Source organism: Butyrivibrio fibrisolvens (genome assembly GCF_037113525.1).
GTDB lineage: Bacteria > Bacillota > Clostridia > Lachnospirales > Lachnospiraceae > Butyrivibrio > Butyrivibrio fibrisolvens.
Window position 1 is genome coordinate 515,974 of sequence record NZ_CP146963.1, and the last position, 14,381, is coordinate 530,354.

Sequence of the window (14,381 nt, forward strand, 5' to 3'; positions counted from 1 at the left end):
TTATTTTACATCTTAATGAACTGACGTGTATCTTCGTTAAGCTGTTCGGTTACGCCGTTATTGGTAGTCATAGCTTCGCTGATACCGGATATCTGATCTACGATATCCTGAGAATTCTCAGCTGAGAGGTTGATGGCATCGGAAGCTTCCTGAACAGAATCTGTGATGGATGATATGGAATCAGCCATCTCGTTCATATAGCTGTTAAGATTCTGAGTCTGACCTTCCATGGAGCTTAGCATGTCGGTTAAGAATTCTGCGGTCTGCTCATACTTCTCACCTGTTTCTACGAAGGAATCATAGTCGCTTAGAACTGTAGTATTGATGAAGTCAAGAACCTGCATAGCATTGTCTGCAAGAGACTTAACTGCATCTGTAACTTCATTACTGATATTCTGGATATTGCCTGCTGTCTGACGGGAGTTCTCAGCAAGGGAGCTGATCTCTTCAGCAACGACTGCAAATCCTTTACCGGCTTCGCCTGCTCTTGCAGCTTCTATTGAGGCATTAAGTGCAAGGAGATTGGTCTGGGATGCTATATCAAGGATTACATTTGTAAGCTCATTGATCTGGGCAACCTTTTCACTATCCTTGACGGACTGCTCCAGTACACTGGAGAGTTCTTCCATACGGGAGCCGGTATTGTCTTTTTTGTTTTGGGCATCTTTCTTGATATCGATAGCTTCAGTCTTGATCTCGCCTGCTTTGGTGGTTCCATCCTTGATACCGTCATTGATGGTGCCTGTGGCACTCTTGACATCTTCAAGTTTGCCATTGATGGTGTTGGCAGTATCTGATACGTTCTGCATGCTGGCAGAGAGCTCTTCAAGGGCAGCAGATGTATTGGTAACATTGTCGCTTGCAAGCTGGATCTTGCTTGTTATGTTAGAGGATGAATCTGTAAGTGTATTAGTACTATTTTTGACATTTCTTAATATTCCCTGAAGTGATTCGATGAATTCGTTGAAGCCGTCTTTTATATATATAAGTTCAGAAGCTGTATGAGTTGTGATCCTTGCAGTCAAGTCGCCTTTGTGATCTCTTATATTTGAGATTATGGAATTGATCTCGCCTGCAATCTGTTTAACTTTGCGTCCTACCATCATATAGTTGAACACAATGGATATAGCTACTGCAAGAAGGAATATAACAAACATTACATTGACTTTGGTGATAGCACTTTTTGCCTGAGACTCAACTACGTTTGTAAGGATCGTTCTTAGATGGAGGATCTGTTCATCGAGAATTGTGAGTTGCTCTTTCATTGTAGCAAGCTGAGTAGAAGCATCTCCGAATACTACTCCGGTTATAGTATCTGCATCAGCATTCTTTGATGCGGCTATTATATTAGTATATCCTTCTTTGTAACCTGAATAGTTTTCTTTTAATATACTGACTGCATTATTGGCTTCGTCAGAACCCTGAGAACCATGTGATGCCATTGATGTAAATGTGCTTTCGATCGTTTCAAGAGCTTCATCCATCTCGCTTAGGCAAGTTTCCATCTCGGTGTTCTTGCTATCAACCTGACCTATAGAAACGAGGGTATCATACATAGTAGCAAGAGCAAATCCATCATTGTCAAGTATACGCATATCAACTTCAAATATACGCATGCTGTCCATGACATTTTCAGCCATAGCTGTAGTAGAGGTTGATGTGTTAGCGATATTTATCATCTGAGAAGTTACAATAGCAATTGATATAATATATACGATTAATAAGAAAAAATATGTGACACCGGACATTCCGGAGACAGTTTTTATAAATGGAACTTTTCTGGTATGTGATGATGAAGTCATATTACTACTGTTTTCCTTGGTTAGAACGTCCTTATTCCTGGCCATGATATCCTCACTTTCTGATGCTAAGTCATCTTATAAAAATATTTTTGATTTACGTATTTGACGAATTGACTTTTTCACACGTCCCTTACGTCATGAATGTAAAGTCAAAACAACTACTACGTATCTTATATCGTATATAACCATCAAATAGTTAATAGAAAGAATAAATGATGTTAAATAAAAACATGTACGGTTATTGAAGCGCAAAAAATACTGCATAAGATTTCCATTGGATAAACTTGAAAATCCCCGGCAATCGTAATGCCGAGGATTTTACAGGTAGGATTACCTATGCAGTAGTCAACAATTGTCTGATATATGATATTATAGTATGGACGGATACGATTGTCCGTTTTGATTTCACTTATGTTCCTAATTTATGTACCAATATAGCACTATCAGGAATTGATAGCTCCTTTTATAGCTTTCATAAGATCATCATAGTTTTCAAAAGCTGGAAGATCAGGATTATCAGCTTTGATCTTATCTGTGGATTTGAACAAAAAGCCTGCTTTGCTTGCTTTGATCATCTCAAGGTCATTGTAGCTGTCGCCGCTTGCGATGGTCTCAAAACCGATGGACTGAAGAGCTCTGACAGTAGAGAGCTTACTATGATCACATCTCATCTTGAAGCCTGTGATCTCGCCATCTTCTGCAACTTCAAGACTGTTACAGAATATAGTAGGCATGCCAAGCTTCTTCATAAGAGGGCTTGCAAATTCCTGGAAAGTATCAGATATGATGATAACCTGTGTAAAAGAGCGAAGCTCATCAAGGAACTCTTTGGCACCGGGCATGGGATCGATAGTTGCGATTGTTTCCTGAATTTCTTTAAGACCAAGACCGTGCTCTTTAAGAATACCAAGTCTCCACTTCATGAGCTTGTCATAATCGGGCTCATCTCTGGTGGTTTTTGTAAGCTCTGGGATACCACTTGCTTTGGAAAAAGCGATCCAGATTTCGGGAACAAGAACACCTTCAAGATCTAAGCATGTAACGAACATAAATATTTCCTCCTGAAAAAAGAACAGTTTACTGAATTGATGTATTACAGTATAACAGTATTTAAGTATTAAATAAACCCTTAGACTTATATTGTGGATGGGAGATATATCAATGATCTGGAACGTATACTTTGAAATTGCTGCACTTTTGATCTCTGTAGTTCTTATGCTGTCTGATCTGTGGAAAAAGCATCTTCCTTTCAGATCCTGGAATTATTTTTCTTGGCTTATCAGCCTGCAGATAGTAAGCTGCTTCATGAATATTGTTGCATGTGGTATGGCCAAGAATCCATCCTCTTATTCTATTACGGCTCATTATATAGTTAATATTGCCTATTATGTGAGCTATATAATGCAGATCTGGTCATTTGCCATATTCACTATTGCTATGACAGGAAAGAGTAAAAGTATAAAAAGAAGTACCTGGTTTATTTTTGCCTTTCCTTATCTGCTTTCTTTTTTATCTGTAGTACTAACTCCATATACTCACATGTTTTTCTATATTGATGAAACTGGTTTATATCACAGGGGCTGGGGATATTACAACACATGGCTTGTATTCCTTGCATTCTATATACTGCTTCCTCTTTCTTATGCCTGGTACTATAAGGTACACATGGCACCTAACAGAATGGTGTATACGATAGGGTTCTGGTCATTGTCACTTACAGGTATGATTCTTCAAGGATTCGTTTTTACAGACGTCCTTCTTGAAGGAATATTTAATGCTGCGGCCATAATCATTATTTATCTCGATATCCAGAATCCCTCACAGTTTACGGATGCTGATATAGGAATCTATAACCAGTGGGCTCTTGGTGAAGTAATAGATGAAAAGCTTGAATATGGTGATCCTATAGATATAAGCGTTATAGGAATTGAGAATTTCCCTGTACTTGAAAGTATTTATGGCAGAAGAAAGCTGATGAGAGTTCTCCATGATATCGGTGATGAGATCACAGAGCAGGTCAAGGGAGTAAATCTTTTTTATATGCACAGGGGAAGGTTTGCACTTCTTTTTAATAAAAATATCAATCATAAAGAAATTGAGCAGGCCATAAGAAGGCGTTTTGAGATGCCCTGGGGTGAAGAAGACGGAAAGGTTACTTTCAAGATACATATAACTCATCTTGGTGAAGACGTTCCTAAGATGAGTATCAGGGAAATATTTGATTCTCTGGAAGAGGGTCTTAGAATTGCCGAGATGAAAGATAATGAAGTGACGGAGAATATCAGTGCTGCAAGAATAGAAGAAATAAGAGCAGGGATCAAAGTTGAACGGGCTGTAAGTAAAGCTATAAGAGAAAGAAGGATAAAGGTTGCCTTCCAGCCAATTTATTCAACTAAAAAAGAAAGGATCATATCAATAGAAGCTCTTGCAAGACTTGAAGATGAAGAGCTTGGAATAATAGAACCTGATCAGTTTATTCCTATCGCTGAAAAAAATGGAACGATAGGTTTTATCGGTTCGCAGGTTTTTGAACAGGTATGCTCTTTTATCAGAGAAAGAGATATGGAAGATCTTGGTGTTAGATTCATAGAGATCAATCTGTCTCCTATCCAGTGTAAATCCGGAGAGCTTGTATCAGATCTTTTTAATCTTATGGACAGATATGAGATCGATCCTAAACAGATCAATTTTGAAATAACAGAATCTGCCATGACAGATGGCAAGATCTTAAAAGAAATGATGAATAAGATAATCGAAAGAGGAAGCACATTCTCTCTTGATGATTATGGAACAGGATATTCTAACCTTGTTGAGCTTTTAGAGCTTCCTTTCAGGATAGTTAAGATAGATAAGTCTTTAGTATGGTCATATTTTAACGGAACATCAGACGTCCTTCCTGATATAGTTAAGACCTTCAGTTCAAGGGGCTATGAAATAGTAGCAGAAGGCGTCGAGACCCATAATATGGCTGAAAAGTTAAGGGACATGGGATGCGATTATCTCCAGGGCTTTTATTTCTCAAAGGCTCTTCCTGCAGATCAGCTTGTTTCATATGTATACAATAACCGTCGCCTTCGTATCATGGAAGAAATGCGGCTTTAATAAGATGGATTCTTTTGAAAATACGGGCATTTTTGCGCCCTTTTTGACCAGATTATTACCAGAGTATAAATCTTCTGAAAAAAGTATAAAAAGGGTATATTTATGAGAAAAATATGTATACACTTATAAAAGATTGATTTTGCTCAATCTGATTGGGAAGAATAAACAGGATTAAGGGACGCTGCGTGCCTTGCTCAGGACTGTTTTGGCGTACGTATGCGTCGGGCTTTGAAAGGGTTTGTGACTGATGAGTGCAAAGATTAAAAAGAAGACGTGGAAAAGGTTTATCAAGTGGGGAGTAATTGCAGTAATAATTGTAGCAGTGGTTCTGTATTTCAGGAATGCAGCCAAAAATGTAACGCAATCTTTATATACAGATGATGTTGCGTCTCTTAGAGATATTCAGACATATCATACATTTACAGGTACTACTGAACCTGTAAATTCTTCAGAAGTAATCCCGGCAGTAACAGGAGTAAAGGTAACAGAGGTCATGGTTGAAGTCGGCGATGAAGTTAAAGCCGGAGATGTCATCATGACGCTTGATACTTATAGTATACAAAGTTCAATAGATCAGTTATCTGCTTCTATGGATATAAATGATGCTACTAGTGCTATCAGTATAGCTCAGGCTCAGAAGTCCTACGATGATCTTAAGTATGAAATTGATAATGGTCTAAATGTATCACTTCAGAATGCTCTTAGCGGAATCGATACAGCTTTTGCAAATCTCGTATCTGCCCAGGAGAATTATAATAACGAAGTTGAGCTTAATAACAGACAGCTTTCAGATAAGATAAGCTCTGCAATACACAGTGTTGATACAGCCTATTCTACTGTATCAAGTGCGCAGACTACTCTTTCAAGAGCTCAGGAAGATCTTTCCAAAGCTGAAGATAACGGCCTTAGCGGAGATTCACTTACAAACTATAAAAGAGCTGTAGAAGATGCCCAGTCTTCCGTTGACAGCGCATGGGACAGTTATAACTACGCAGTATCCCAGTATGAAGCTGCCAAGATGAAAGAAGAGGATTCACTGACTCAGCTCTATGATTCTCTTATCACAGCACAGATAAACTATCTTAATGCTATAGATTCATATAATGCAGCAGTCCTTGCAGTCAATCAGGAGCTTGAAGGATATCAGCTTACGATCCAGTCTGCTGTAGCTCAGAGCAATGACTCTGTTAACCAGCTTAAGCTTGCAGATCTTCAAAAGCAATTGTCTGACTGCACTATCACAGCTCCAAGAGATGGAATAATATCAGCTCTTCCTGTAGAAGTTGGATCTTATGTGGCATCTGCAGGTAGTGTTGCAACTGTTACAGATTATAGTGAGATGAAGATAGCAGTCAAGATCGGTGAGTATGACATCCTTGGTGTTAACGAAGGAGACAGCGTTATCGTATCTATTGATGCACTTGATGCTACATATGACGGTACTATCAAAAAGATCGCCAAGGCTGCTACTGTACAGGGCGGTGTATCCTATTTCGAAGCAGAAGTTGAGATAGAGGCTGATGAAGTAGTAAGAAGTGGTATGAGCGCAGAAGTTAAGCTCATCATAGATGATGTATCACAGGTAGTATCTGTACCAAGCGGTGCAGTACAGTCAGATTCAGAAGGTAATTATTTTGTATATATAAAAGATATATCTGACCCTAAGAACACAACCCCTGTTCAAAAGCCTGTAACTATCGGCGTATCAGACGGATCTTATACTCAGATCATAGAAGGCATTTCTGATGGTGATGCTATCCTTGTTCCAAAGACTGATTCCATGGCACTTTTAATGGAAGAGATGTCAGGCGGAAGTGTCGCTACCTCTAGTGAAGGTGGTGCCAATGAGTAATATAGTTACAGATAATAGCGACAAGATCCTTGTCATGCGAGATATCTGCAAGGACTATGTTATGGGAGGCGAGACGCTGCACGTTCTTAAGAATGTAGATCTCTCTGTAAAAAGAGGTCAGTTTCTTGCAATCCTTGGTCCTTCCGGATCAGGTAAATCAACCCTAATGAACATCATTGGATGCCTTGATGTACCTACAAGCGGTGAATACGAACTTTCTGGCCGCGTTATAGCAGATGAGGATGAAACATCACTTGCTAATATAAGAAATAAAGAAATCGGATTTATATTTCAGTCTTTCTACCTTCTTCAAAGGCAGACTGCATTTGAAAATGTTGAACTACCACTTATATATGCAGGAATGCCTGAAAAAAAGAGAAAGGAAAGAGTAGAAGAAGTTCTTGAAAAAGTAGGTCTTGCTGACAAGATGTACAATCTTCCAAATCAGCTCTCCGGTGGTCAGCAGCAAAGAGTTGCCATAGCAAGAGCCGTATCTACTAACCCTACTATACTTCTTGCAGATGAGCCTACAGGTGCTCTTGATCAAAAGACAGGTGCTGCTGTTATGGATCTGTTCCATTCCTTAAACGAAGAAGGAAGAACAATCATTATGATCACTCATGACAGAAAAATAGCCGGACATGCAAGACGTATAGTAAAGATCCTGGACGGAATCATAAGTGAAGGAGATGTCGAAGATGCGTAAAATTATTGGAATGATCACAGAAAGCATCAAGATGTCTGTCCAGAATATAAAGAGCAACAAGATGCGTTCTTTCCTTACCATGTTGGGAATCATGATCGGTGTTGCATCAGTAATCGGTCTTATCACTATAGTACAGACAGCTACAGATTATGTTATGGGTCAGTTTTCTGAACTTGGTGCAGGCACTATAACGGTTATGACTCCCGGAACATCTCTTAAGGCAGGACTTTCTGAAAAGGACATTGATACATTAAGAAATCTTGATGGCGTAGATGGTATTGCACCTTCTGTATCGACTACAGTTTCTGCTGTACAGGACGGTGAAATATATGACAACGTTACAATGGACGGCGTTGACGTAAGCTATTTTGCCCACAATGACATTATCGAAGAAGGAAGATCCTTCAGAGAATTTGAGGCTGACGGTTATACTCAGGTCTGCATTGTTGATAAGACATTTACAGATAAAGTCCTGAAAAAAAGAAATGTGATCGGACAGACCGTTCATATCGGCGGATATGATTATCTTATTATTGGTATACAGGGTGACAGCACCAATCTCTCTGCAGCATATTCTGATAACAGTAACTCTGATGGAAGTGTAATGGTGCCATACAGAAATGTTATGAGGATGACCTTTACCAATAATATTTCGAACTTAAATGTATATGTCAAAGACGGAGCATCTACAAGTGACGTAGAGACAGCCCTTCGTCAGGAGCTTGACCGTATTTACAATAAAGCAGATAACGCCTTTTCCGTTATCAATCTTGAATCACTTGTTAATGTAATGGGATCTGTTCAGTCGATGCTTACTTCCATGCTGGGCGGTATAGCTTCCATAGCCTTACTTGTAGGCGGAATAGGTATCATGAACATGATGCTTACATCTGTATCTGAGAGGACCAAAGAGATAGGTCTTCGTAAGGCACTTGGCGCAGAGCCTGCCAGAATACAGGTACAGTTCCTTATGGAATCAATAATACTGTCACTTATGGGCGGATTTATTGGAATACTGCTTGGACTTGTCATAGCTTATATAGGATCAAGTCTTATGGATGTAGCATTTACTATATCCTGGGGTGCTATAGCACTTGGAGTCGGGTTTTCAGCGGCGGTCGGAATCATATTTGGATGGATGCCGGCAAGAAGGGCAAGCCAGCTTAATCCTATTGATGCATTAAGATCAGAGTGATTTTTGAATGCGTTATTGAAAGAGATTAAGTGACGGGCAGATATAAATATAATCATAATAAAGATAAGCTAAATAAAGAAAATCAAGATTAAGATAATCAGTATCAATAAAGTCTGGATTAAGAAAACTAAGATCAAGAAAACTTATATTAAGAAAAATAATTATTATGAGAGGATTGAGATTATGAAAAAGAGCTTTGGAAAGAAGATGCTTAAGGTTGTTACGTTAGGCGTAACCGGCGTTATAGCCGCATCCATTATGCTTACACCTATAACAGCAAGTGCAGGGCCTGCATACGATAGTGATTTTACCAAGACATATGTATTTGAAACCCTTATTAAGCCTGCACTTACAAATCCATATACAGATGATAACGGCATCTATGAGCAGCTTGAGCTGTGCTTTAGGTACCGCGTTATGACTATGGGCGAAGTCCTTGATATGTATGATCATGGATATACAGTTCCTGTAACAGTCCTTGAAAGACTCTACAAAGCAGGCTGGATCAACAGCTACGTATATCACAGGGCAGCAGGACTTGTACCTACACCTGAGGATATGAGCGATGTATTTGATTATGTATATTATTACAATGCAAATCCTGATCTTCAGGCTGTGTTTGGACTTAACGAAGAAGCTCTTTTCCAGCATTTCCTTCTGTGCGGAATGGCAGAGGGTAGAAGGGCCAGTGTGAATTTTGATCCTATCTATTTTAAAAACAGATATCCTGATATAGCAGCTGAGCTTGGCGATGATATGGCTGAATACTATATTCACTACATAATCCATGCTGTTGAACAGGGAAGAGTTGGAAGCCCTGAGGATCAGGCAGAGAAAATCGACCACTTAAATGATTATGCTAATGAAAATGACCCAAGATATCATTAGTATGACAATTTTTTAACTGAGTGAAGAATTCTGCCATTTTTTCCGATAATAATCTAGAACTTGTTTTAATAGGTTTTGGAGGACAGATATTAGATGGCTCTGTTTGACTTTACATTTCTGACCGGAAAAAACGCAAAAAAAGGAATTCAATACAGATCTGTCTGGAAAGATTTTGAGGACGGTTCATCTGCGGCGCTTCTATCATACGTCGGAGATATGTTTAAGTGCGACCGCGTATTGGTACTGCTTCGTACACCTGAAGATACATACAGATGCACTGATGAGTGGTGTGGCGAAGGCGTTAAGTCTGTAAGAGATCAGCTTCAGGAGCTGACCTGGCTTGACATGATGCCATGGCTTGACGTTGTCGAAGACGGAAGAGTTACGATAATAGAAGATGTCGAAAGTATAAAAGAAACTAACGAAGAGCTTTACGAAAAGCTTCAACAATTTAATCCTAAAGCCGTTATCATGGGCCAGCTTTCACATATGGGTGAAGATCTGGGCTTTTGGCTTGTTGTAAATCCTGCCTTGGAAAATATACAGAATGTTTCTGCGATTTTCCAGGGCATTTTTTATCTTGTTGGAAATCTCTATCACAGTCAGGGTACTATCGAAAAGCTTAAGGATATTGGCTTTACAGATAAGCTCACAGGCGCAGCTAACCGTAATGCCTTAACTAGAGATATTGAGCTTTTCAGAGTCGGAGCTCCGCTTGCCATTTTGTTTGCAGATCTTAACGGCATGAAGGAGATCAACGATACTGAAGGCCATGAAGCAGGAGACCGCCTTCTTAAAAGGGCCTGCGATGCCATAAGAGAAGTTTTCCCTCCTGATTCACTTTACAGGATCGGCGGCGACGAATTTCTTGTTATCCTGTCTGATATAGAGAAGGCTGAGTTCTTTGAAAAAGAGGTCAAGGTACGTGAGAGCTTTAAGGCTCATGATGTTCAGGTTGCCATAGGTGCTGTTTATGCGGACAGCTATGCAAGAAACTTTGATGAACTTAAGTCGCAGGCGGATGACCTTATGTACAAGGACAAAAAGTCATCCTATAAGACCTTCGAAGAAGGTGAAGAGACAAGTAGCAGACCTGATGAAGTAATGGAAGTATATCCTCAGGAAAACGGCTATAGAGTTATCTACTGCGTTCCCCACAAATATGAGGACAGAGGCGGACGTGAGAAGACAGGTATTTTCTCCCAGAAACTGAATTCGATCGCAGATCACCAGATACATCCAAGTGATAAGCTTAAATATCTGGACTTCTGGAATGTATCATCTCTTATAACTAATCTTGAAAAAAGACATAGAGAAGATGCGGCAATAATCAAGTACCGTGCACGTACAGTGGACGGCTTCTGGTGCTGGGTAGAAGAGCAGATCACCATGATGCGCCGCGGCAACAACAAGATAGTTCTTATCAGTTCTCTTCGAGATATAAGCGATCAGCGTGAAAGAGAGCCTATATCAGAAAATCTTACAAGCAGTTCTGAAGATTATGTCGCCCAGAAGCAGCTTTATCTAAATAAGAAATTTACTCAGCAGGCAGAAGACTGGCTTTCTCAGAGAAGAGAAGGCGAGCCGGTATGTACTATTGCTGTAAATCTGGGACACCTTCGCCTTTATAATGATACCTTTGGTAGGGCAGCAGGAGATAAGCTCATTCAGATGGCTACAGGTGCGATCAATCAGGCAGCTTATATGCTGCATGGACTTGCTGCATATCTTGGAGGCGACAATTTCTGCGTACTTGGACTTATGGTCGATCATGGCACAGCTGACAATCTTGCAGATTATGTAAGAAAAAATCTAAGGGAATACCGCCTTGATGGAGGCTTTGCCCCGGCTGTAGGAATATATACAACAAGTGATAGAAAAGAAACCTTTGCTACAATGCATGATAGGGCCCTGATAGCCCTGTCCAGTGTTAAGGACAATTATACTGAGCATGTGCATGTATATAGCGACAGTGATTTCAGGACTGAAACTGAAAGCAAGAGACTTCACGTCCAGGAAATACAGATGGCGCTTATTCAGGATGAGTTCAAATGCTATATGCAGCCAATAGTTGAGATAGATACAGGAAGGATAGTTGGAGCGGAATCTCTTATCAGATGGCAGAGAGGTATTAATCTCTTAAGAGCAGAAAGCTTTATAGATATCCTTGAAGAGAGCGGATATATTCTTTCTCTGGATATCAGGATGTGGAGAAGTCTCTTTGGCTGGATGAAAGAGATGAAAGAAAAAGGTATTAGTGTGCCACCATGTTCTATAAATATCGCTCATGTTGACTTCCACTATGTTAAAGTGGCAGAGACGCTTATAAAGCTTTTGAGTGAGTACGGGCTTGATTCGAAGCTGCTTTTGGTTGAGCTGTCTGAACTTACATATGCTGATGATCCTGAGAATATCAGCAGTCAGATCGATATTATGAGAAGCGCAGGGATCAAAGTGTTTATGGATGACAGTGGCTGCGGATTTGACAGCTTCAGAATGCTCTATGGAACGACCCTTGACGGCATCAAGATGAATCAGAGTTACCTTAGCATGCTTCCTATGGCAAGTAAGGCTTTTAACCCTGTTAAGATGATGCTGGATGTGGGCAGGGAAGGAAATATCCCTGTAATATCCGAAGGGGCTGAGACACGCGAGCAGGTCGAAAACCTCAAGGGCATCGGGTGCAGATACATCCAGGGCAACTGCTACTATCGGCCGATGACACTGGCAGATTTCGAAAAACTCCTTATTAAGAAAGGCCATGGAGGTAGTTGAGGCCGGGACTTGGGCAAATAATATCATACGCCTCATGTAAAAAAGATCTCGAATTATCTAAGGGGATTATCCGCTTACGTGGACACGCTGTACTGCAGCTCCTAATCCCCTAAGATAATTCGTGATCTTTTTTAAAATCGGCGTATGATATTATTTGCCCAAGTCCCTGATCTCAGCTATCGCGATGGGGCAATTATTGATTGCCATACTGAGAGATATCGATATTACCGTACTCATCTGCCAGATATTTGTCATATAGTTCCTGGAGATCTTCGACATTTTCCTCAGAGAGGTTTTCCTGTACGTATTCGGCGGCGCTTTCCATGTCGCCATTTGAAACGTATGAAGATATGGTTGAGACTGCTTCTGAATCAACGTTCTCTTCAATGATAGTATTGAGTTTTTCCTGGTCTTCAGGATCCATAGAATTGAGGACTTCTTCTACTTCTTCTGAAGTTACGGATACGCCGGAAGATGCGGCTACTTGTTCGATTACGTTGGATACGGCGTAGTTAACAGCCTTTTTCTTGAGTATTGCATCCCATACTGCGATCTTAAATATGAATATTACAAGTCCAAGGATTACTAGCATTAAAAGGAACTGAACGAGTTTTGCTCCTGAACTCTTCTTTTTTCTGCGCTTTGCCATGTATTTCCTCCAAGTGTGATTATTGCTATCTGAAATAATTGAATATTATGATGGCTGCTTACAATTTTATACGTGATTCAAAAAGCCCTCATAGCCATGATTATAAAACAGTGAGAGAGGATGTACAATAAGATATGGTAAAGTAGTATATGAAGGTAATGGGAGAGAATTTGATAGTTGAAATCTTTAAGATGAGATTTGGTGTTACAAAAATCTTAGTTCTTTCATTTCACTTGCGACACGAGGTTAAATATGGTGAAGAATAGTAAAAATATTATTAGTATTCTTTTGGTGATGGTGTTGCTATGTCAGGGGTGTGGACATTCGGCAGATGGTGTGACAGGAAGTGGTACTGCTGTAACAGATGTTGCAGGTACTTCTTTGACAGACAGCATTCGCTCAGATTCAGGGACTGATAATAGCTCAGCTGATAACAGTGCGGAGAATATATCTGGTACAGAAAATACGGGTAAAGATAGCTCGAATACAGGAAAAACAGATTCGGAGAAAGCGGATACAGAACAGCCAAATACTGATAGTTCTAATACTAATAGTTCTAATACTAATAGTTCGAATACCGACCAGTCGAATGCTGATAAATCAAATACAGATAAGTCAGATGCAGAGCAATCAAATACAGATTCTTCCGTAATAGAAGAACAGAATGATACGACGAAAGAGAATAACACAATGACACCTGAAATAAGCGAAAAAGATTTTTATATAGCGATGATATCCGACGAGATATTTGCAAGAATGAAGGGTAAATCCTATAAGGATGATTGCAATGTTCCTATAGAAGATCTTAGATATATTCATATTCTTCATAAGAATCTTGAGGGGAATACTTTAGAGGGCGAGATGGTATGTCATGAAATAATTGCACAGGATCTTCTTGAGATATTCGAAGAGTTATATCTTAATAACTATCCTATCGAACGTGTGGAACTTGTTGATAACTATGATGCAGATGATGAGACTTCCATGACGGCTAATAACTCATCATGCTTTAATTACAGGTGTATATCTCATACTACTAAGATTTCTAAACACGGCCTTGGAATAGCTGTTGATATTAATCCTTTGTATAATCCCTATACCAAGATAGTTGATGGTACAAGGACAATTGAGCCGGCAGCAGGTGCACCTTACCTCGATAGGGAGGCAGACTTTCCTTACAAGATAGATGAAAATGACCTTTGCTATAAACTCTTTATTGAGCATGGATTTCAATGGGGAGGAAGCTGGACTAATTCCAAGGACTATCAGCACTTTGAGCTACCTGATGCTGTAGCTGACGAACTAAGAGCCAAGTATAAATAGCTACGTGAGAGGGTAAGAATCATCCCTGCGACAATAGAATTCATGATACAAGAAAAGCTGAATGACTATCCGTTTCTGGATAGCCATTC

Annotated in this window: 10 protein-coding genes; 7 read left to right on the forward strand and 3 right to left on the reverse strand. The window is 39.8% G+C overall.

What is annotated here, in order from left to right:
- Window positions 1–5: 5 nt before the first annotated feature.
- The gene (locus WAA20_RS02085; protein WP_073389911.1) at window positions 6–1,847 is read right to left on the reverse strand and encodes a methyl-accepting chemotaxis protein; all 1,842 of its coding nucleotides are present in this window, start codon (window positions 1,845–1,847) and stop codon (window positions 6–8) included.
- A gap of 398 nt (window positions 1,848–2,245) precedes the next feature.
- On the reverse strand, window positions 2,246–2,851 hold the full coding sequence (gene thrH, locus WAA20_RS02090; protein WP_073389909.1) for a bifunctional phosphoserine phosphatase/homoserine phosphotransferase ThrH: 606 nt from the start codon (window positions 2,849–2,851) through the stop codon (window positions 2,246–2,248).
- Between the two features lie 112 nt (window positions 2,852–2,963).
- Between thrH and WAA20_RS02095 the strand changes: the two genes are divergently transcribed.
- The 6 genes from WAA20_RS02095 (at window position 2,964) to WAA20_RS02120 (ending at window position 12,320) form a co-directional block, all read left to right on the forward strand.
- Window positions 2,964–4,904, forward strand: a complete 1,941-nt coding sequence (locus WAA20_RS02095) for an EAL domain-containing protein (RefSeq protein WP_073389908.1) — start codon at window positions 2,964–2,966, stop codon at window positions 4,902–4,904.
- A 247-nt stretch (window positions 4,905–5,151) separates the two neighbouring features.
- On the forward strand, window positions 5,152–6,756 hold the full coding sequence (locus tag WAA20_RS02100) for an efflux RND transporter periplasmic adaptor subunit (protein ID WP_073389906.1): 1,605 nt from the start codon (window positions 5,152–5,154) through the stop codon (window positions 6,754–6,756).
- Window positions 6,749–7,462 (forward strand): ABC transporter ATP-binding protein, encoded by a 714-nt coding sequence (locus tag WAA20_RS02105; protein ID WP_073389905.1) that lies wholly within the window; start codon window positions 6,749–6,751, stop codon window positions 7,460–7,462. Before WAA20_RS02100 ends, WAA20_RS02105 begins: the two co-directional genes overlap by 8 nt.
- Complete coding sequence (locus WAA20_RS02110) at window positions 7,455–8,657, forward strand: ABC transporter permease (protein ID WP_081373965.1); 1,203 nt, start codon at window positions 7,455–7,457, stop codon at window positions 8,655–8,657. The genes WAA20_RS02105 and WAA20_RS02110 overlap by 8 nt, the downstream gene beginning before the upstream one ends.
- A gap of 183 nt (window positions 8,658–8,840) precedes the next feature.
- On the forward strand, window positions 8,841–9,545 hold the full coding sequence (locus WAA20_RS02115) for a hypothetical protein (RefSeq protein ID WP_073389903.1): 705 nt from the start codon (window positions 8,841–8,843) through the stop codon (window positions 9,543–9,545).
- Between the two features lie 93 nt (window positions 9,546–9,638).
- Window positions 9,639–12,320 (forward strand): EAL domain-containing protein, encoded by a 2,682-nt coding sequence (locus WAA20_RS02120; RefSeq protein WP_073389901.1) that lies wholly within the window; start codon window positions 9,639–9,641, stop codon window positions 12,318–12,320.
- A gap of 193 nt (window positions 12,321–12,513) precedes the next feature.
- Here WAA20_RS02120 and WAA20_RS02125 read toward each other — a convergent pair whose 3' ends face one another.
- Complete coding sequence (locus tag WAA20_RS02125; protein WP_073389900.1) at window positions 12,514–12,969, reverse strand: hypothetical protein; 456 nt, start codon at window positions 12,967–12,969, stop codon at window positions 12,514–12,516.
- A gap of 252 nt (window positions 12,970–13,221) precedes the next feature.
- On the opposite strand from WAA20_RS02125, the gene WAA20_RS02130 reads away from it, so the two are divergent.
- On the forward strand, window positions 13,222–14,292 hold the full coding sequence (locus WAA20_RS02130) for a M15 family metallopeptidase (protein ID WP_242951227.1): 1,071 nt from the start codon (window positions 13,222–13,224) through the stop codon (window positions 14,290–14,292).
- Window positions 14,293–14,381 lie beyond the last annotated feature (89 nt).